The sequence below is a fragment of the Bacillus sp. WC2503 genome, assembly GCF_052682895.1.
Genome location: NZ_JBQYMD010000001.1, coordinates 180,569 through 199,457, shown reverse-complemented (window position 1 = coordinate 199,457; position 18,889 = coordinate 180,569). Strand labels below are relative to the sequence as shown.

General features: G+C 34.5%; 20 protein-coding genes, 1 pseudogene and 1 riboswitch. Of the genes and pseudogenes, 9 read left to right on the top strand and 12 right to left on the bottom strand.

The genetic code is table 11. The features are described 5' to 3' along the window. Positions 1-173: 173 nt before the first annotated feature. Positions 174-355: riboswitch (Lysine riboswitch) on the top strand. 146 nt (positions 356-501) lie between these two features. The 4 genes from ACUN26_RS01120 to ACUN26_RS01105 all read left to right on the top strand — a co-directional run bounded on the left by ACUN26_RS01120 (position 502) and on the right by ACUN26_RS01105 (position 4,439). After that, positions 502-1,926 carry an amino acid permease gene (locus ACUN26_RS01120; protein ID WP_001186296.1) on the top strand — a complete coding sequence of 475 codons (1,425 nt, stop codon included), beginning with the start codon at positions 502-504 and terminating at the stop codon, positions 1,924-1,926. A 60-nt stretch (positions 1,927-1,986) separates the two neighbouring features. Next, a complete protein-coding gene (locus tag ACUN26_RS01115) occupies positions 1,987-3,186 on the top strand; it encodes an ABC transporter permease (RefSeq protein ID WP_000021380.1) in 1,200 nt (399 codons plus the stop codon). Positions 3,187-3,453: 267 nt separating this feature from the next. Next, positions 3,454-3,969 carry a type 1 glutamine amidotransferase domain-containing protein gene (locus ACUN26_RS01110; protein ID WP_000037539.1) on the top strand — a complete coding sequence of 172 codons (516 nt, stop codon included), beginning with the start codon at positions 3,454-3,456 and terminating at the stop codon, positions 3,967-3,969. A 266-nt stretch (positions 3,970-4,235) separates the two neighbouring features. Beyond that, positions 4,236-4,439 carry a hypothetical protein gene (locus ACUN26_RS01105; protein ID WP_001066489.1) on the top strand — a complete coding sequence of 68 codons (204 nt, stop codon included), beginning with the start codon at positions 4,236-4,238 and terminating at the stop codon, positions 4,437-4,439. Positions 4,440-4,496: 57 nt separating this feature from the next. Here the strand turns inward: ACUN26_RS01105 and ACUN26_RS01100 are convergent, their stop codons facing one another. Beyond that, entirely contained in the window at positions 4,497-5,759 is a 1,263-nt protein-coding gene (locus tag ACUN26_RS01100) for an MDR family MFS transporter (protein ID WP_000508187.1), read from the bottom strand. Positions 5,760-5,843: 84 nt separating this feature from the next. Here ACUN26_RS01100 and ACUN26_RS01095 point away from each other — a divergent pair, with 84 nt between their 5' ends. After that, positions 5,844-7,604, top strand: a complete 1,761-nt coding sequence (locus ACUN26_RS01095; RefSeq protein WP_116485996.1) for an SgrR family transcriptional regulator — start codon at positions 5,844-5,846, stop codon at positions 7,602-7,604. Positions 7,605-7,634: 30 nt separating this feature from the next. Continuing rightward, positions 7,635-8,152 (top strand): annotated as a pseudogene (locus tag ACUN26_RS01090) (general stress protein). Positions 8,153-8,201: 49 nt separating this feature from the next. Here ACUN26_RS01090 and ACUN26_RS01085 read toward each other — a convergent pair. Further along, on the bottom strand, positions 8,202-8,750 hold the full coding sequence (locus ACUN26_RS01085; protein ID WP_000789201.1) for an NAD(P)H-dependent oxidoreductase: 549 nt from the start codon (positions 8,748-8,750) through the stop codon (positions 8,202-8,204). 23 nt (positions 8,751-8,773) lie between these two features. Next, positions 8,774-9,313 carry an ester cyclase gene (locus ACUN26_RS01080; RefSeq protein WP_000061960.1) on the bottom strand — a complete coding sequence of 180 codons (540 nt, stop codon included), beginning with the start codon at positions 9,311-9,313 and terminating at the stop codon, positions 8,774-8,776. 169 nt (positions 9,314-9,482) lie between these two features. On the opposite strand from ACUN26_RS01080, the gene ACUN26_RS01075 reads away from it, so the two are divergent. Then, positions 9,483-9,821 (top strand): winged helix-turn-helix transcriptional regulator, encoded by a 339-nt coding sequence (locus tag ACUN26_RS01075; protein WP_001059478.1) that lies wholly within the window; start codon positions 9,483-9,485, stop codon positions 9,819-9,821. Positions 9,822-9,874: 53 nt separating this feature from the next. Here the strand turns inward: ACUN26_RS01075 and ACUN26_RS01070 are convergent, their stop codons facing one another. The 6 genes from ACUN26_RS01070 to ACUN26_RS01045 all read right to left on the bottom strand — a co-directional run bounded on the left by ACUN26_RS01070 (position 9,875) and on the right by ACUN26_RS01045 (position 15,146). Further along, positions 9,875-11,077 carry an MFS transporter gene (locus ACUN26_RS01070; protein ID WP_000742965.1) on the bottom strand — a complete coding sequence of 401 codons (1,203 nt, stop codon included), beginning with the start codon at positions 11,075-11,077 and terminating at the stop codon, positions 9,875-9,877. A gap of 280 nt (positions 11,078-11,357) precedes the next feature. Then, a complete protein-coding gene (locus ACUN26_RS01065; RefSeq protein ID WP_002038002.1) occupies positions 11,358-11,936 on the bottom strand; it encodes a TetR family transcriptional regulator in 579 nt (192 codons plus the stop codon). A 137-nt stretch (positions 11,937-12,073) separates the two neighbouring features. Continuing rightward, entirely contained in the window at positions 12,074-12,388 is a 315-nt protein-coding gene (locus tag ACUN26_RS01060) for a DMT family transporter (protein ID WP_000539672.1), read from the bottom strand. 2 nt (positions 12,389-12,390) lie between these two features. Continuing rightward, on the bottom strand, positions 12,391-12,747 hold the full coding sequence (locus tag ACUN26_RS01055; protein WP_000790623.1) for a DMT family transporter: 357 nt from the start codon (positions 12,745-12,747) through the stop codon (positions 12,391-12,393). A gap of 463 nt (positions 12,748-13,210) precedes the next feature. Beyond that, the gene (locus tag ACUN26_RS01050; protein WP_000755814.1) at positions 13,211-14,269 is read right to left on the bottom strand and encodes a glucan-binding protein; all 1,059 of its coding nucleotides are present in this window, start codon (positions 14,267-14,269) and stop codon (positions 13,211-13,213) included. A gap of 517 nt (positions 14,270-14,786) precedes the next feature. Next, entirely contained in the window at positions 14,787-15,146 is a 360-nt protein-coding gene (locus ACUN26_RS01045; RefSeq protein WP_000288079.1) for a MerR family transcriptional regulator, read from the bottom strand. Between the two features lie 137 nt (positions 15,147-15,283). On the opposite strand from ACUN26_RS01045, the gene ACUN26_RS01040 reads away from it, so the two are divergent. Then, positions 15,284-16,054, top strand: a complete 771-nt coding sequence (locus tag ACUN26_RS01040) for an SDR family NAD(P)-dependent oxidoreductase (RefSeq protein ID WP_000878091.1) — start codon at positions 15,284-15,286, stop codon at positions 16,052-16,054. A gap of 77 nt (positions 16,055-16,131) precedes the next feature. Here ACUN26_RS01040 and ACUN26_RS01035 read toward each other — a convergent pair whose 3' ends face one another. Continuing rightward, entirely contained in the window at positions 16,132-16,587 is a 456-nt protein-coding gene (locus ACUN26_RS01035) for an N-acetyltransferase (protein WP_000686677.1), read from the bottom strand. A gap of 128 nt (positions 16,588-16,715) precedes the next feature. After that, complete coding sequence (locus tag ACUN26_RS01030; protein ID WP_000446110.1) at positions 16,716-17,210, bottom strand: Lrp/AsnC family transcriptional regulator; 495 nt, start codon at positions 17,208-17,210, stop codon at positions 16,716-16,718. 205 nt (positions 17,211-17,415) lie between these two features. Between ACUN26_RS01030 and ACUN26_RS01025 the strand changes: the two genes are divergently transcribed. Continuing rightward, positions 17,416-18,327, top strand: coding sequence for a DMT family transporter (locus ACUN26_RS01025; protein WP_001146261.1), 912 nt, complete (start codon positions 17,416-17,418; stop codon positions 18,325-18,327). A gap of 34 nt (positions 18,328-18,361) precedes the next feature. Here ACUN26_RS01025 and ACUN26_RS01020 read toward each other — a convergent pair whose 3' ends face one another. Beyond that, positions 18,362-18,844 carry a PRK06770 family protein gene (locus ACUN26_RS01020; RefSeq protein ID WP_000758760.1) on the bottom strand — a complete coding sequence of 161 codons (483 nt, stop codon included), beginning with the start codon at positions 18,842-18,844 and terminating at the stop codon, positions 18,362-18,364. Positions 18,845-18,889 lie beyond the last annotated feature (45 nt).

Here is an 18,889-nt window from a genome sequence, read left to right as displayed (position 1 = left end):
GCGTCAATAACATTTATTATATTATGAAAATTCAATATTACATAATAATCCCTCTCTCTTTTAATCACAAACTCTTCTCTATAATCTGATTATTACTATATCCATTGACGTATAAAAATACATTTGTTACTCTTAAATACGTTAATTTAATATTTAAATCCTCATTCGTATCTCGGTGAGGTAGAGGTTGCAGTCATTAAGAGTATCATTTCAGGAGATGTAGTGGCATTGATGAAGAAATGAGAAAGGAATGATTGCCGAAGTAAGTCGTGTCCACCATGCACACTTGCTGGGTCTGCATTTAATAAGTGCAGAACTGTCACAAACGTTTCGTTTGTGGAGAGCTATCGAGAGGTATGTCGTGGGTTTCTTATAAGATAGAAAGCATGTAGCGGCAGATTACGTGCTTTTTTTGTTTTGTTTGGGACTTCTCTTCTCTAATCGGAAGACATACATATCTCCTCGCTTGACTTGGTTATACTAACTTTGGAGGTATTTTCTATGCAACAAAAAAAATGGGGCTTTTGGGTACTAACAGCTTTCGTTGTCGGTAATATGGTTGGCGCTGGGATTTTCATGGTGCCAAGTACGTTGGCACAAACAGCAAGCCCACTCGGTGTCACTTTAGCTTGGTTAACAACAGGGTTTGGTGTTTTAATGCTAGCTCTTGTTTTTGGTAATTTAGCAATTCGTCGTCCTGATTTAACGACAGGACCACAAAGTCATGCATATGCTTTATTCTCAACACCAAAAAAGAAAAAAATGGCTGGTTTCAGTATGGTATGGGGATATTGGGTTGCAAACTGGGCAAGTAACGTTGCCATCATTACATCTTTCGCGGGATATTTATCACTTTTCTTCCCAATTATGAAAGATACGCGACTACTATTTTCAATCGGTTCGTTTAACATAGAAGTCGGAAAACTAATTACATTTACGATTTGTTCCATCTTACTTTGGGGAACTCATATTATATTAACTAATGGTGTAAGCGGAGCTGGAAAGCTAAACTTCTTAGCAACAACAACGAAAGTGACTGGATTCCTTTTATTTATCGTCGTTACGTTATTTGCATTCGAAGCTTCTAAGTTTGGACAATGGTACACACCGATGATCGATAAATCAGGTGTATCACACGGTCTTCTTTCACAAGTAAATTTAGCCGCTCTTACAACGCTTTGGGCGTTTATCGGAATTGAATCAGCCGTTCTTTTATCAAACCGGGCTGTTTCTCCAAAAACGGTAAAACGGGCAACAGTTGCGGGATTACTTATTACAGTTGCAATTTACTTAGGAATTACAATTTTAACAATGGGTGTCCTTCACGTTGATACATTACAAGCTTCTGAACGTCCGTTAGCAGATGCACTAAATGCTGCAATGGGTCATGGCGGCGGGAAACTGATGGCATTACTTGCTCTTACTTCCCTATTCGGTTCTATCTTAGGCTGGATTTTATTAAGCTCAGAAGTACCGTATCAAGCAGCAAAAGAAGGTTTCTTCCCTTCCTTCTTCACAAAAACAAATAAAAAAGGAAGTCCAATTTACTCATTACGATTAACAAACATTATGTCGCAAGTATTCTTATTCTCAACATTATCAGGAACTATTGCGGAAGCTTATACATTCGTTATTACCGTATCAACACTGGCCTACCTCATTCCATATCTCGTTTCACCGATCTTCCAGTTAAAATTAGTCGCAACTGGTGAAACATATAAAAATGAAATGCGGGCAAGAATTACAGATGGTATAGTCGCAGTGATCGCACTTTGCTACGCACTATGGGTTATTAAAACCGGTGCATCCGATATAAAAACGTTCCTTCTCGGAATTGGTTTATTCGTAATTGGATTTGCTTTCTATCCATTAATGAATCGTGATCAGAAAAAAAATAACGAAAAGAAAAACGGGCAAGTTGCATAACGCAATTTGCTCGTTTTTTCTTTTGTAAAACATATATAATAGAACAAAGAGGTGAAAAACATGTCAATCGAATCACTATGGAGCAGTCGCTTCCAACAACACATTCAAAATATCATTACATACTTTGCACGTATGATTAACGGTTTATTATATAGCTTTATCTTTATTTCATGCGTTGGCGCATATTATTATGCTCAGTTTCTAAAAGCATCTCCTTCTAAAGGAATATCTCTCATACTCATAACGACCGTTCTTACATTTATTATAATGAGATGTCCCATTCGCACCTTTATTCAAAAACCTGATGCTGTCTATTTGCTTACATTAGAAGAGAAACTAACATCTTATTTTAAAAAATCTCTTCTATATAATTACATCATTCAGATTTTCCCATTATTATTTACGTTCCTTATTCTCGTTCCGCTTGCTATGCAATCATTACAATTAACTGTACCGTTCTTATGTACAATCTTTATCGTTTTAATGATTACGAAAGCTTGGAACATGTACATATATTGGATGTGGCGTGATAGCCATGAAAAAAACATATGGTTCATTATTCGTATTGCTTGTAACGCCCTAATCATTTACATGCTATTTTACTCGGCACATGTTCTCATATTAGGTGGATTGCTCTTACTACTTGCTTTCCTACTTCTATATACGAAAAAACAGCCTACAAAACGAATACCGTGGGATTACATAATTGAACAAGAAGAAAAAATGAACGTTCGTTTCTATCAATTTGCTAGCATCTTCACCGATGTTCCGCAACTTAATAAGCAAGTAAACAAAAGAAAATGGCTTACAAATTGGATTGAACCTTTATTACATAAAAAACGAGCAACTTTCTTCTATTTACATACACTAGCATTTTTACGCGGGAATGATTATTTCGGTATATATATTCGCTTAGGGCTGATTGGTGCCTTCGCCTTATATTTTATACCAAACACATACGTAAAAGGCGCTATCGCATATATCGTCCTATATATGATTTCTATGCAGCTTCGTTCCCTTTGGAAATATTTTTCGGGAAATATTATTGTAGCATTGTATCCGATTGATACTGAAAAACGAATGAATCAATTTCTTCGCTTAATCTTTATATTGCTAAGCATTCAACTCATTGTATTTTCGAGTGTTATACTCATTGCTACAGGTCAATTACTACATACCTTAATTATTATGATAATCGGGGTAATCTGGATCAAATTTATTATTGTACCAAAAACGAAGCAGCGTGTTTCTTCGTTTTAACGAAAAGAATTATCTTAAAAGCCAAGGAGAAAATAAATTATCTCCTTGGCTTTTTTATTTTTCTTCCTCAAACAACCGATATTTTATGATTTTTACATACAAAAACGATAATACATGTTTACGTCCTAATAAAAAGGGTATTTATTAAATTAACAGGGCAAAGGAACTGGAGGGAATGAAAAAACATGAATTAAAGTTTCACTTTATAAAAGGCATTGCTCAAGGATGATTCTGGAACCGATACTATAATATAAGGAGCTGACTGCAATGAGTAAAAAAATTGCTATTTTAATAACGGATTATTTCGAGGATACAGAATACACAGAGCCAGTAGAAGCTTTTAAGCAAAAGGGATATGAATTAACAACTATTGAAATGGAAAAAGGTAAAACGGTACACGGTAAGCAAAGAAAAAGTGAAGTCGTAATTGATAAAAGTATTGATGATGTTTCTCCAGAGAACTTTGACGCCCTCTTCATACCGGGCGGATTTTCCCCAGATATACTTCGTGCAGATGAACGTTTTGTTCACTTTAGCAAAACATTTATGGATGCGGAAAAACCCGTTTTCGCTATTTGTCACGGACCTCAGCTACTCATCACTGCACAAACACTTGAAGGACGCGATGTGACTGGATATAAATCCATTGAGGTCGATTTGAAAAATGCTGGCGGAAACTTTCATGATAAAGAAGTAGTCGTATGCCAAAATCAGCTAGTCACAAGTAGACAACCGGAAGATATCCCCGCTTTTATTGAAGAATCGTTGCGTATATTAGGATAGCTACTTTGGTTAACCTCTTTTATTTGTATGAAAAACAAAATGTAATCAGTGGGGGATTTTTTTCATCCCCCACTGATTATTAGTTCACACTAATCGCGTGTTTATGGGCAACCCGACTCCCACAAATACACCTCTTATCTCACTCTAAAATTCCCAATCACTATTCATAGGCAGTTCTCATATAGTGAAAATGACTATATAATTCCTATCCATAAGTTAAATCATGATTTTACACATATATAAATACAAAAGATGGGAGCCTAACTATGAACAATACTCCACCTTCAACGCCCCCAAATCCAACGGAAACGAATAATAATGAAGTGAGCTTACAAACGTTACGCGTCATTGGGCTTATTGTACTAATTAGTGGCTACATATTAGTAGCACTTTCTGAAGTAGGAACGTTAAAAAATCTTTTACTACAGCCGAATACCACTCCAAATTTAGCTGAAGTTGATCCGTTTTAAAAATGGTATAAAAAGCGCTCCTCATTATAACTGGTTCGCTTTTTATATCGTTTCACTTTATCCGATCTGAGAAACCTTCCCTTCATCTTGATATTTCTCTTTCCCTATCGCCTTCATAAATAATAAAATACTGCTCATACCAACAATAAAGTACAGAGCACTCATGCCCCAAGATGCAATAAATGAACCTAACATAACACCTAATGCCCCGTTCATTTTCGCCATTTGAAAGACCATCCCGTTAATCGCCATATAAGAACCTCTTGCCTCATCCGGCACCATATCTGCCATAATAGATTGACGCACTGGCACATACATCATCTCGCCTACCGTTTGGAAAAGCCCTGCAATTAATAAAATCCATAAACTATTGCTCGTTCCGAGTATTGTAAATCCAATTGTATAAATGAATAAACCTACATATAAGATTTTCAAATCGTTGAAGCTTTTCAGCATTTTAATAAGGAGTGCCGAACATAACACAACTAAAATTGTATTCTCTGCTGAAATCCAGCTCATCATTCGAATACCTGTTAAATCAAACGTCACACCATCCCTAAAGAAAAAGTGCACCGTTTCAAATTCCTGCTGCAAACGTACTCCTAAATAATTATTAACCTGAAACTCTAGAGATAATGTACATATACTTGCTGCACAAAAAATTAAAAACGCTTTATCTTTCATTACGACTTTATAACTATCCGCCATATCTTTTAATACATTTTTCTTCTCCACCGTTTTTCGTGCTACATACACTTCTTCCATATATACAGCCATCACATATAAAGTAATAACTGCAATAACTGTTAATCCAATAAACAATTGTAATCTATAGTTTTCAAACAATAATCCGCCAAATATCGCTCCAATTGCAATGGATAAATTAATCGCCCAGTAGTTAATGCTGTACATCACTTTTCGATTTTCCGGTGTACTCACATCAATTAACATCGCCTCTGTCGCAGGATTCATAAGACCAGACCCTAAACTATTCACTAACATAAAGATAAATGTTAGCCACGGTGAATCTACATAATCTGAGTTTGCAATCCCCATACAAGCGATTGAAATGACTTGTATACTTTGACCGATAATCATTACTTTTTTACGACCAAGTCGATCCCCAACATATCCACCGTATAAACCAATTACTAATGAAGCTATTACATTAATAAGTAGTAACGCACCAGCAATTGCACTACCTAATTTTATTGAAAAATAAATCGCCATAAATGGAAAAATCATCGTGGATACAGTACGTGTTAAAAACGAAGTTATAATTCTAATTTTTATATTTCGATGCATACTCCAAAACCCCATTGTTTCCCCCTCCTTATGCTTACTTATTTTACTTTGAAAAAAAGGAAGAAAAAGGTTAGAATATTCTAAAGAGTTTCCCCTTTTATAATAGAAGGAAGTGTATATATGAAAATTATGGACTATTACATTAGACTAAGACTACATGCACAAGATCAACAACATATACGAAATAGCTTACAAGAATTAGCGGATGTTTTATATTGCAGTACGAAAAACGTAAAGATTTTATTAAAGAAAATGAGCGAGGAGCAATTAATTAACTGGACTCCAGGGCGAGGCCGCGGGAATAAAACGGAAATTCTATTTATACATAATTTCGTAGAAGCGATTGAGTCCTATACAGATGAACTGTTAGCGCAAGAAAAATTAAAAGATATCTTTCTTCTTTTAAAAGAACCCCTACCCCTTGCACTTCAAAAAAAGATAGAAAATAAACTACATCATCATTTTGGATACGAACCTTCAAATGATATGTACGACATATTAAAGATTCCTATATCGAGAAAGATATTTCCATTAGATCCGGCTTTTGTGGCTGTAACTACAGAGAGCCATCTTACGAGTCAAATTTTTGATACGTTAGTCGTTTATAACGATGTTACTGAAAAAATGGAACCACACATTGCGCATACGTGGGAATTAAGTGAAGACGGGCTTACGTGGACTTTTTATTTACGAAAGGATGTATATTTTCATAACGAAACAGTTTTAACTTCTAAAGATGTACGATTTTCATTTGAAAGACTAAAAGAAATTCACTCTCCTTTCGAATGGTTAACAGAAGAAATTGTTCAAATTGAAACACCATCACCATTGCAAATTCGATTCCATTTAGCAAAACCAAATCTATTTTTCTTACACTATGTAAGTTCCATACAACTAGCAATTTTGCCACATGATGCTAGTATTGAAAATCATCATTATATAGGTACTGGACCTTTCAAACTTGCTCATTACTCTGAAGATAATATCGTGTTCGAAGCGTTCACTCATTATTTTAAAGAGCGCGCGTTATTAGACCGTATTGAATTTTGGGGTATTCCTGATCATGTACAAATCGATGCTGATTATGAACTACCAAATGAAGAAGAAAATGAAAGGCATAATATACAAATAGAAGAAATAGGTTGTATTTATGCTGGCTTCAACTTTACAAAACCTGGTCCTCATCATGACATGTACTTTCGAAAGGCTTGGAGAGAACTATATGATGTTGAAACGATAATTCGTAGCATAGAAGGTAGACGAACAATTGCTGCATCAAGTTTTTTCCCTGAAAGAAGCCGTCAAGCTTCTAAAAGATCCTACTCTTTAGAAAAAGCGAAAGAGTATTTAAAAAAGAGCACCTATAATGGAAAAACGATACACATTTATTTCTTCGCATTTAAAGATAGTGCAAATGATGCACATTTCCTAAAAGCACGATGTGAAAGTTTAGGTATACAAGTAGAGCTTCACCCATTTCTCGTTTCAGATTATATGAATCGTTCTATTGATCAACATGCTGATATTATTTTTATGGGAGAAGTATTTGCTGCCGATCATGAACTTGCATTCTTAAATGTATTTAAAAATAAAAGTTGCTTCGTAAACCGGTTCATGGACCCGCACTATGAAAAACAAATTAACTGTTTGCTAGATACATTTTTATTAGAAGGAAATAAGGAGAAGCGCTACGAGCTCATGTATGAAATCGAAGAATTTTTACAAACAGAACACATCATTTTATTTAACTATCACGTTTTAAAAAGAAAAACATACCCTTCTTCTTTAAAAAACGTAACGATTGATTCATTCGGTTGGGCAAATTTTGCAAAGTTATGGATACAGCCATCCATGTCTTAAAATGTGAGTCATTATAAAAGGAGAGGAACTATGAAACGCAACCTAGAAAAAAGACTTTCCTATCTATACACAGGTGAGTTATTTTCAGTCATTACTTTTATCTTCACAAGTTACTTACTTAATTATGCTTATCCTACATTACATTTATATTCCCTATATTCTTTTTGGGTCTCATTTCTTCTTTTAGAGTTTATCTTATTACAAGGAGTAATTTACTGGTACGTAAAGTGGAAACGACTAAAAAAGAGAAAACATCTGTTACGCCCATTAGGATGATTCAATATTTAAAAATACTTAAAAAGATAAATATAGCATTAATTATCACGGGATTTATTACGTTTACTATTGATTTTGTAATTTGGTATCCCCACTTACCTTTAGGTGGGCTATCATTCACCCTATTTATTTATATTTTTGCATTACTTGAGTACATTAACTATTATCATACTCAGCTTTCATACGATAACATCTCTGATATGAAACATTTAATCAAATCAAAAAAACTAAAGCAGTCCTGTATAAGTAAAGGTTTTCAACGTATTTCATAAAAGAGAAGGTACTACATCCTTAGTAGTACCTTCTTCACAATACAAACTATTATTGAATTACTCCATCCAAGTGATTTTTCAAGTTCAATAAATATTGCTCAATATCCGGATTCTTCACCACATCATAACAAGCAAAACTCTTTAACGGACTCATACCGAGAAACTTCTGCACACGGTGTAAATGACTAAGCGTAGATTCTAAACTTTCTCCTTCAAAAAACTTCGTCTTATCTCCAAATGCTTTCTCCGGTGCGTTCCAAGTTGTAGAAAACATATACTCTTTCTCTTTTAATAAACCACCTGTTCCATATTCATCAGCACCTTTAAAGAACAAACCGTATTCATATACTTCATCCATATATGTTTTAAATAGTCCAGGTACACTAAACCAATAAATTGGTGTTTGATAAATCACAACATCCGCCCATAAAAACTTCTCTTGCTCTTCTTTAATACTATAGCCATCTTGAATCGTTGTTGTTTTCACATGATGATTCTCGCTTAATACCGTTACCATATAATCTACTAACGTTCTATTTAATCGTCCTTCTTTCGTACCGTATTTCTCATGTCCATTTATAATAAAAATATTTTTCATCGCTTTTCTCTCCCCTATATGATCTACTCTTCAGCTATTAAGCCCAGTTGCTGCTTCAGCGTAAGATTATCTTCTAAATGCCAGTCTTCCGTGATCTTTCCGTCTTTCACATGTAACATATCAATGGCGAAAAAATTGATTTTCTTATCATTATACGTTCCTGTAAAAGAAAGACGAGCTGTTACTTTATCACCAACGACTAATAAATCTTCAATCTCGCAATGTATATTAGGAACGACTTTACGAAAATTTTGTGCCGCAAATTTTAGTCCTTCAGTGCCTTGTGGTCGCCCTTTCGGCAATGTATTATCGAAAAAATCTTTAGTAACAGTCTGCGGAATAAGTTCCTCCTTACCTGTATCCCAAAATGCATAAAAACGCTGCGCTGCATGAACCATTTCTGTCGCTTCTTTTTTACTTAGTGAGGGATCAATTGTCATTGCTTTTGGCTTTGGCATCTCTTTTAATAACTGAATTTCAGTTTTTTGCTCACCACTACATGCTACAAACACAATACAAATGACAAAAAAATTAAGGAACATAAACAACTTTTTCATACTCATGGAAATCACCTCCTCCTCATACAAACCCTTTGTATTTCGTATTGCTATTGTATATGCACTAACTTCCTTTATGGAAGTAGTGATATTTTTTTCATATAGTTACCAAAAGTATAGTTTTGTGATACTATAAAGCAAATTCATTCAAAAAATTTTTATGGAGGCTAGTTCCATGAACAATATAGATTCAGTTGTATTAACGAAAGGTTTACCTGGCATACCTTGTCCTATCGCTAAAACGCTTGACGTAATCAGTACAAAATGGACGTTTTTAATCATTCGTGACCTTCTTATTGAAGGAACTTTACGTTTTAGTGATTTACAAAAATCAATGGACGGCATTAGCCCAAAAACATTATCGCTTCGCCTAAAAGAATTGGAAGCACAAGGGATTATAACGCGAAAAGTATATCCAGAAGTTCCGCCCCGCGTAGAGTACACTTTAACGGATAAAGGAAAGCAATTAGAGGGGATTTTTATTGAATTAAAGCGGTTTGGATTAAGTTTATAAACGAAAAGCCCCTTACCATACAAATAGTAAGAGGCTTTTCATTATTCACTACATTACTTCGCAAAACTTTCAGCTAGCTGTTTCTCTCTCCACATAAATGTAATGCCGAGACCAACGATTAAAACAACTCCTGAAAATGCATATGGATAATGAATATTCATATCAAATAATATTCCGCCCATAGCAGGTCCTGCGATATTTCCTAAACTCGTATACGTTGAGTTCATACCAGCAACAAATCCTTGCTCTTTTCCAGCTGCTTTTGATAAAAACGTCGTTAAAGCTGGACGAAGTAAATCAAATGCTAAGAAAATGAAGCAAGTAACGAGAAGTACAATCCAATAATTAAAGACTACAGTGGATACAAACGCTAACACTGCTCCCACAATTAAACATATTTGAATTAACACTTTTTCACCAAACATGTCAACTAATTTTCCAAACATAAATACTTGCACAACTACCCCAAAGATTGAACTAATTGTAATAATTGCAGCAATATCTTTCGGCGTGAAACCAAATTTATGATCAGAAAACAGACTAAACACAGTTTCATATGCTGATAATCCAAATGCGAGTACAAATACAATAATAAATGCAATTGCATACATTGGGTTTAATGATTTCTTTAAATCTCCAATAAAGCTTGATTCTTTCGTATTAGAAGAAATTTCTGCAAGCTCTTCTTTCGTTAACGGTTCTTTTAAAATAAAGATCGAAATCACACATGCTACAAAAGCAATCACTGCTGCCACAAAGAACGGCACACGTATTCCGTATTCTGCAATAAACCCGCCGATTCCAGGCCCTATAATAAATCCAGTGCTAATAGCTGCTGAAAGATAACCCATCGCCTTTGGTCGTTCCTGAATCGATGTAATATCCGCAACATATGCTGTAACACCCGGCATAATAAACGCAGCACTAACTCCGCCTAACACCCTCGCTACATAAAGCATCCACACATCTTTTCCTAATCCAAAAAGAAGCTCTGAAACACCAAAAATAAATAATCCAATGATTATCATTTTCTTCCTACCGTAAAGATCGACCCAACGACCTGTAATTGGTGAAGTTATGAGCTGAGCCATTGCAAACACTGCAACGAGATAGCCCATCGTTTTACCTGTTAAATTCATATCATTCATAAAGGACGGCATAACCGGAATGATTAACCCAATCCCTAAAAAAGCGATAAATATATTGCTTAAAAGAATGACCAATACCATCTTTTGTTCTTTTATCGGTTTCTTCACTTTTTAACACCTCTTCCCGTAAGTTCCTCTCAAAAATAATGCCCAAGAAACTTTTTCTTTATCCTGCTATTTGTGGGCTAATAATGAGTGGAGATACCCCCCACTCATTAAAGTTTCACTTTATCCTTCCACACATACACAAATACAGGGTGAATGACTATCATTCAGTTTTTCGTAGAAATGAACCTACCGTCTTAAGATAGGTTCACCTAACTGTTTTGTCCCCATTAATGCGGGCTAATAATCAGCAGGGAATGCCCCTACCAATTAAAGTTTCCCTTTATTTCTTTATATGTAGTGCATGTATTAAAAAATCTAGTACTTCTGCCTTTTGAAGCTCCACTTGCTCATCATCTTTATGATCGTATAAATAAACTTGTTCCGCTGCTGATTCAACAAGAGCGATAAATAACTTGGCTGTTCGCTCTGCGTGAACCGAATCACGAATTTCACCAGCTTCTTTTGCCTCGCTTAAAAATTCGCTTAGCCACATATAAAGAGGCTCATATACAGCTTCCCATTCTTTTATATGTTCAGTAGATGCAAGACCCGCATACATTAATGCTTGTATTTCACGATATTCAGCTATAAAGTTAAATACTGCATCTATTACTTGCTCAACTTTACTTGAAAAAGATGCATCGTTCTGTACTTTTTCTTTCACTGCAAGTATCATCTTCTCAACCATCACTTCTGCTATTGCAGGCATAACAGATAGCTTAGAAGGAAAATATAAATAGAAAGTTCCTTGTGCAATGCCAGCCAATTTCACGATATCAGAAATCTTCGTTTTTTCAACGCCCTTTTCCTGAAACACTTCAATAGCTGCATAGACAATTTTTTCTTTTTTATTCATCATCTAAACCCTTTCACACTCATATTGAATGACTGTCACTCATTTTATAAAATAACTAGCTGTACTGTCAATCATCATGTACTTTCATAATAAAAATCTCCCAACAGATCGTTAGGAGATTTAGCTTTAATATCCTTTTCTTATGAAAGGGCCTTTAATCCCGTAACTCCACATACGATAAGAGCTACGCTAATCAAACGTGCCTTACTTTTTGATTCACCAAACAGAAACATATTTAATAAAACTGCGCCTGCTGTTCCAATACCAATCCAAACCGCATAAGCCACACTTACTTGTAAGAACAAGAAAGAAGTGTATAAGAATGCGAAGGACGTTGCAAATCCACCTATATAAATCGCTCCATTTGCTAACGTCTTATCTTTACTATACATTTTAAGTCCTATCACACCGACTATTTCACTAATTGCGGCACAAAATACGAAAAACCAACCCATTTTTAAGCAGCTCCTTTCACAATTTCTTCCGCGGTTTCTTCTTTATTATCAGCCAGTTTTAAACCGATAACACCCGCTACGACCATCACGATAAAGAATAGTTTCCCTACACTGAAACTGCCGCCGAAAAGGAATACATCCATTAGGAAAGTACCTACCGTACCAGCTCCGGCAAACACAGCATATACAGTCCCTGTTGCAAGATGTTCGCACGCTTTAGAAAGAAAATGAAAATCAACAGCAATAACTCCTACAATAACAACCCAATGCCACCAAGTATGGGCTGTATTAAAACCGAACACCCAAAATATTTCAAAGATACATGTTAATATCACATATAACCAAGCTTTATTTTTCATATCTCTCACCTTCTATTATTATATGACTGACCGTCAGTCATTTATAATTTAAAAAATATAATCTCACGCAAACTACTATTTTAAAAAAACAATATCAGCCTCATTTATCCTTATATTTGTTCAGTTATTAAAAATTACTTATCTACACCCTTTCATAACAAATGACTGAATGTCATTCATAAATTATTTTACACGAATAATTTATAAAATGTCAATACCAACATTCCATAAACAATTTAACTACTTGTAATACTTTACATTTTTAGAAACCGTAAATTGCTTAACTTGATGGCAACAATGTCTCTTCCTCCATCAATCAACTTAATAAAAATCGGTACTCATTATTGTTAAAAATGTTATTCTTTCTTTATTAATAGGGGGCTAGCGTAAAAAAGACACCCTCACAGGTGTCCTTTTCATTATGGAAATCTCTTAAAATACATTTCTATTTAAAAACCTTTTGTTACATCATAATACCGTTATGTTTGAACGTATACCATTTTCCATTAATTAAATGTTTTCCAACTGCCATGTCACCGCTAGACTGTAAATAATACCAATTTTTATTTTCTTGTAACCAACCTGTTTTCATTGGGCCATCTTCAAAGTAATACCATTTCCCTTTATTGCTAAACCAACCTTGTTCACTTGCACCAGATTGATCATTAAAGTAATACCATCCTTCTTCTAGCTGTTTCCATCCTGTTAGCATTGAACCATCTTCATTAAAGTACCAAACCGTACCGCCTTCAGCTAGTTTCCCTTTTCGCATAGCACCAGTGTCATCAAAAACATAACGCTTTCCGTTTTCTTCTAACCAGCCTTCGTTCCAGTTATTTTCTGTGCTTTTCATTGATCCATCTGTATTTAAGTAATACCATACGTTATTATTTTTTAACCAGCCTGTTTGCATGACACCAGATGCATCAAAATAATACCATTTCCCTTTCACTTGTGCCCAACCTGTTGCCATAGCGCCATCTGCATTATAGTAAAACCATTTCCCTGTATAAGGCCCACTTTTAATCTCTTGCCAACCTGTAACCATAGTTCCATCTGCATTAAAAGTGTATGTTTTTCCTCCTATAGTCCTACGGCCATCAGACATGTAACCATCTTTGTCAAAGTGATACCATTTTCCATTGATTTTTTTCCAATCTTTAGCCATAGAGCCATCTTCGTTAAAATAATGCCAAACTCGAACTTTCTTCCATCCTATTTGCATTGAACCATCTTCATTAAAATAATATGTTTTTCCTTGAATATTTTTCATATATGTAGCCATCATGCCTGTTTCATCAAAGTGATACCATTTTCCATTAATATTTTTCCAGCCTATAGCCAAAGAACCATCTTCATTATAGTACAACCAGTATCCCGTCCCTTGAAACCAACCACGTTTTTCTTGAACTTGCTCAATTGTATCCGCTTTCTTTTGAGAAACTACATTTTCTTCTGCATGAGACACTGCTGGTATGATAAACATTGAAGACATTAAAATCGGCAAAATAACTTTCTTCATTTTCCAAATCCCCCAATTAATGAATATTTTTAGTTTTTATTTCCACAAACAGAATTGTATTACGTTAGTTAAATATAGTCAACAGTCTTTGTAATGTAATTGTAATATTTTTTATAAATTAGAAACATATGAGTTTTTAATGTAATTATAATTACATAATCGTTATAATTAATCATCCATTTTTTCAAGTAATTCATTCGTTCCAAATATCAAAAAGATAAAAAGTATGGATTTCATAGTAGTCAAAACTTTGAGCGTATACATGAACTTTTTAATACTGTTATAATTTTAGTTAACACAATAGTCTTTCAAATTTTTAATCTAGTTTAATAAAATCAATATTCCGTCAATAATATTGATAATACGATACTTTCTCCACTCCCCCTTGGAGAGATCCCTTGAATGGAGCAGTTAGCTTTTGCTAGCTGCTCTTTTTATTTGTCCGCACACTATGATGAAATACTCATAGATCAAATCCATTTTTCATCACGTAACAGGAAACAGCGTATTTTTTAATCTATGTATTTTTCAACGAGTCTTTGTATGCAATGATTTTATTTTCAAGCATCTTCTCTGTAACTTCTAAGTTTTCTCTTTGAATCTGAATAGATTTCCTGTGATCTTCTAGGAGCTGTAAACGAGCTTCAGTTGTATGCTCCCCTTCTAAATATAATCTAGCGTATTCTCTTATTTTCGCTATTGGCATTTGCGTTTGTTTTAACTTCATTACAAACTGCAACCACTTTATATGTGATTCTTCATACAGTCGATTTCCATTTGTATCGCGATTTGCAATTAGTATGTTCTCTTTTTCATAATAACGTAATGTATGTGTGCTCACTCCTAATAATGTAGCTACCTCGCTAATTGTGTACATACTCATACTCCCTCCGCATGCCATTTGCCCTCATATATTTTGCGTTCTTATCAAATTTATAAAAAACATTTGACTTAGAGTATACTCTAACAAATACAATCTAACCATAAATGAATTTGAACTTAGGGGGATTTTATATGAAATATACTGTTATTACTGGTGCTAGTTCTGGAATCGGCTATGAATCGGCTTTAGCCTTTGCATCTCGTGGAAAAAATATAATACTTGTAGCTCGAAGAAAAGAAGAATTAGATGGATTAAAATTGAAAATTAACGAAATGTATCCGGAGTTAGATGTTGTCATTCGAAGAACTGATTTATCCGTCACGGAAAATGTTTATAAACTTTATGAAAGTCTCCAAAGTTTCCAGATTGAAACGTGGATTAACAACGCAGGTTTTGGTAATTTTGCCTCAATCGCTGAACAAAATTTAAATAAAATAGAAACGATGTTGCATGTAAATATAGAAGCACTAACAATACTCTCTTCCCTTTTCGTTCGAGATTATTCAATGATTGATGGAACACAGCTTATTAACGTTTCATCAGGCGGTGGATATACGATTGTCGCTAATGCTGTTACGTATTGCGCTACGAAATTCTATGTAAGTGCATTTACAGAAGGATTATCTCACGAACTGAAAGAACAAGGTGCAAAATTACAAGCAAAAGTTTTAGCTCCTGGTGCAACTGAAACAGAGTTCGCGAAACGATCATTTGATATTGATGAATTCCAATACGATAATGTTGTACCAAAATTCCACACTGCAAAACAAATGGCACAATTTATGCTCGACCTTTATGATAGCGATAAAGTTATAGGGCTTGTCGATGGTTCTACTTATAACTATGAGCTTAAAAATCCCATTTTTAATTTTGCAGTAAGAAAAACAAATTCAAATTCTTAACAACATCTCATTTCTGCCTAAAATATAGATACCCACTATTTCTTAAATAATAGTGGGCTTTTTTCTCTCTAAACATTTCACCCAACATACCTAATCATCGCCACTTCATCACAATAATCAACTTTTGGACAATGTCTGCAATCAATCCACACTTTCTCTGGCAACACTTCCTTATTCACAAAATCAAACCCACACTTTTGAAAAAATTCCGTTTCATATGTTAAAGAAATTACCCTGTTCACTTTTATCTTTGCCGCCTCATCCATAACATGATTCACTAACATACGCCCTATCCCTTTCCCTGCATATGTATGCGAAACTACTAAAGATCGCACTTCTGCAAGATCCTCTCCTAATACATGTAAGCCAGCAACTCCAACGACTTCCTCTCCTTCTTTCATAACATATAAACATTGCAAATATTGATAGAGAGACAAAAGAGAACGCGGTAAAACAACCCCCTCTTTTGCATAAACTTCAATGAGACTATAAATTTCTTTCACATCACTCGTAACCGCATTACAGATTTTCATATTATATCCCCTTGCCCCCAATATTAATATTTATAACTTTAAATGAATTTTAATACATAATTTTATATAATAATACATCTCTCTTTTCTCCTCGTCAATCACTTTATACAAACAAAAAACCAAGCAATCTAATCGATGCTCGGTTCCTCATTTCGTATCGGCAATACCGTCGAATATTTAATTTCACGCAGTGCTAAACTTGTCTGTATCCGTGTAATACCAAGCTTGTTCAACTTTCTAATAAACTGCTCCAGTTCTTTACGATCACGATTTGCAACTTTTAATAAATAATCATATTCCCCTGTTAAACAATGACATTCTAACACTTCAGGCATCGATTCTAATTCTCGTTCTAGCACTTCAAGCTTTTCATACTGATGAATATTCGTACTCATAAAAATGAAGCATAGTAAATCAAAACCGAGCTTTTCTTGATTTAAAATTGCTACTTGCTTATCAATAAAACCTTCTCCATCTAACCTTTTTATTCTTGCATGCATCGCAGCTGGAGATAAATTAACACGGCGTGCAAGCTCTGCATTACTTACTTGTGATTCTTTCTGCAATATATCTAAAATTTGTACATCCAAATCATCTAACACTTTAATAACAGATGACTCCATTATAATTCCCCCTTTTTTCTTACCGATGATTATTCGAAAAAACATCCCTTAATTCAAACGAAACTGAATATTATTCTTTAAGATACAAACGAAACGAAATGTTTTATTGATTTTTAACCATTATACAAAAGAATATATTACACAATAAAGAAAAATGCTAAAATTATTTACAATTCGTATTGATTATAACAAAGGGGATTTTAATATGCCTTATTTTTATGTCTTTTTACTATTATTAACGAGCTTATTATGGGGAGGGAATTTTGTCGTTGGGAAATCTCTCGTCGATCATGCCTCGCCGATGACACTGACGAGTTTAAGATGGATCATTGCGATCGTTTGTTTATTACCTATGGTATGGCTTAAAGAAAAGAAAATCCTGCCACCGCGCGCTGCGATACTACCTTTAATACTGATGGGGATTTCAGGAGTCGCTCTCTTTAACATCTTTCAATTTTTAGCATTAGAAAAAACATCCGCAACGAATGTGGGTCTCATCTCTACATTGAATGCAATTTCAATTGCACTATTTTCGGTATTATTTCTAAAAGAAAAAGTAAATACACTTCAAATATTATCCATGACCCTTTCATTCTTCGGGGTTATCCTCGCTCTATTAAAAGGTGATTTCTCACTTTTATTTTCACTACATTTTAATAGCGGAGATTTATGGATGATTGCGGCAGTTTGTATTTGGGGGATATATTCTGTGTGCAGTAAATGGGCAACAAAAACAACTACACCACTAATGGCGACGTTATATTCTGGTATTTTCGGCATTATTTTATTACTGCCATTTAACATCGGTAACTTCACTGTTTCAAATATAAATACATCATTCATTACATCGCTTTTATATACAGGAATCATTTCAACAGTACTTTGTATGGTATTTTGGAACATTGGTGTACAAAAATTAGGAGCTACAACATCGGGAATTTTTCTAAACTTCAATCCGATTTTCACAGCTATTTTAGCATTCCTTTTCCTAGGTGAAGAATTAACATGGATACAAATTTTAGGTACAATTGTCGTCGTGACAGGATGTTATTTATTTTCTCATTTCAAAACAGTTGCTGTTCAGCCAACTAGAGCTTTACTGCGCAAACATTCTTAATCAAAAAAACATCGCCACCAAAGTGGCGATGTTTTTATTTACCTTTCATTTCTTTCACATACTTCTTTTCTTCTTCTGGCGATAAACGTTCTGTTGCCTTTCCAGTATCACCACCTTGAATTTCCCACAAAAAGTTATGCTCCTCAACCGTTTGTGAAAAATCCCCTTTCTCCCAGCGCTCCAAAGTAGCAAGTAACTTTGATTTATTTTTAAAATTTGTACTGCTTTCTACCGCTTCCTTCGCACTACGAATTTCCTTATTTGTCATTTCAATAAATCCCCATTTTTCAGAGGATTTCACTTTTTGATGTACCATCCTATGCATGGTAGAAATAATTTCATCTTCACTAGCTTGTTGCTTCTCTTCCTTTGCTTTCTTCCCTTGTTGCCCCGTTACATTTTGTGCTTTCAGACTCTTCTCCTCTTCTTCTATATAATTAAGAAGTTTCGTAACACCGAATACAGCTCCTATTGCAATTACAATCATTGTAATTGTCCCTATAATCCATTTTTTCATATTATGTATTCCCCATTCCCCTAATAATCACATAAACAAATGGAA

Bases quoted from the DNA above. Each gene is read 5' to 3' on its own strand.
- ACUN26_RS01120 (WP_001186296.1), top strand. From the start codon at position 502: ATGCAACAAAAAAAATGGGGCTTTTGGGTACTAACAGCTTTCGTTGTC.
- ACUN26_RS01115 (WP_000021380.1), top strand. From the start codon at position 1,987: ATGTCAATCGAATCACTATGGAGCAGTCGCTTCCAACAACACATTCAA.
- ACUN26_RS01110 (WP_000037539.1), top strand. From the start codon at position 3,454: ATGAGTAAAAAAATTGCTATTTTAATAACGGATTATTTCGAGGATACA.
- ACUN26_RS01105 (WP_001066489.1), top strand. From the start codon at position 4,236: ATGAACAATACTCCACCTTCAACGCCCCCAAATCCAACGGAAACGAAT.
- ACUN26_RS01100 (WP_000508187.1), bottom strand. From the start codon at position 5,759: ATGGGGTTTTGGAGTATGCATCGAAATATAAAAATTAGAATTATAACT.
- ACUN26_RS01085 (WP_000789201.1), bottom strand. From the start codon at position 8,750: ATGAAAAATATTTTTATTATAAATGGACATGAGAAATACGGTACGAAA.
- ACUN26_RS01080 (WP_000061960.1), bottom strand. From the start codon at position 9,313: ATGAGTATGAAAAAGTTGTTTATGTTCCTTAATTTTTTTGTCATTTGT.
- ACUN26_RS01075 (WP_001059478.1), top strand. From the start codon at position 9,483: ATGAACAATATAGATTCAGTTGTATTAACGAAAGGTTTACCTGGCATA.
- ACUN26_RS01065 (WP_002038002.1), bottom strand. From the start codon at position 11,936: ATGATGAATAAAAAAGAAAAAATTGTCTATGCAGCTATTGAAGTGTTT.
- ACUN26_RS01060 (WP_000539672.1), bottom strand. From the start codon at position 12,388: ATGGGTTGGTTTTTCGTATTTTGTGCCGCAATTAGTGAAATAGTCGGT.
- ACUN26_RS01055 (WP_000790623.1), bottom strand. From the start codon at position 12,747: ATGAAAAATAAAGCTTGGTTATATGTGATATTAACATGTATCTTTGAA.
- ACUN26_RS01050 (WP_000755814.1), bottom strand. From the start codon at position 14,269: ATGAAGAAAGTTATTTTGCCGATTTTAATGTCTTCAATGTTTATCATA.
- ACUN26_RS01045 (WP_000288079.1), bottom strand. From the start codon at position 15,146: ATGTACACAATTAGCGAGGTAGCTACATTATTAGGAGTGAGCACACAT.
- ACUN26_RS01040 (WP_000878091.1), top strand. From the start codon at position 15,284: ATGAAATATACTGTTATTACTGGTGCTAGTTCTGGAATCGGCTATGAA.
- ACUN26_RS01035 (WP_000686677.1), bottom strand. From the start codon at position 16,587: ATGAAAATCTGTAATGCGGTTACGAGTGATGTGAAAGAAATTTATAGT.
- ACUN26_RS01030 (WP_000446110.1), bottom strand. From the start codon at position 17,210: ATGGAGTCATCTGTTATTAAAGTGTTAGATGATTTGGATGTACAAATT.
- ACUN26_RS01025 (WP_001146261.1), top strand. From the start codon at position 17,416: ATGCCTTATTTTTATGTCTTTTTACTATTATTAACGAGCTTATTATGG.
- ACUN26_RS01020 (WP_000758760.1), bottom strand. From the start codon at position 18,844: ATGAAAAAATGGATTATAGGGACAATTACAATGATTGTAATTGCAATA.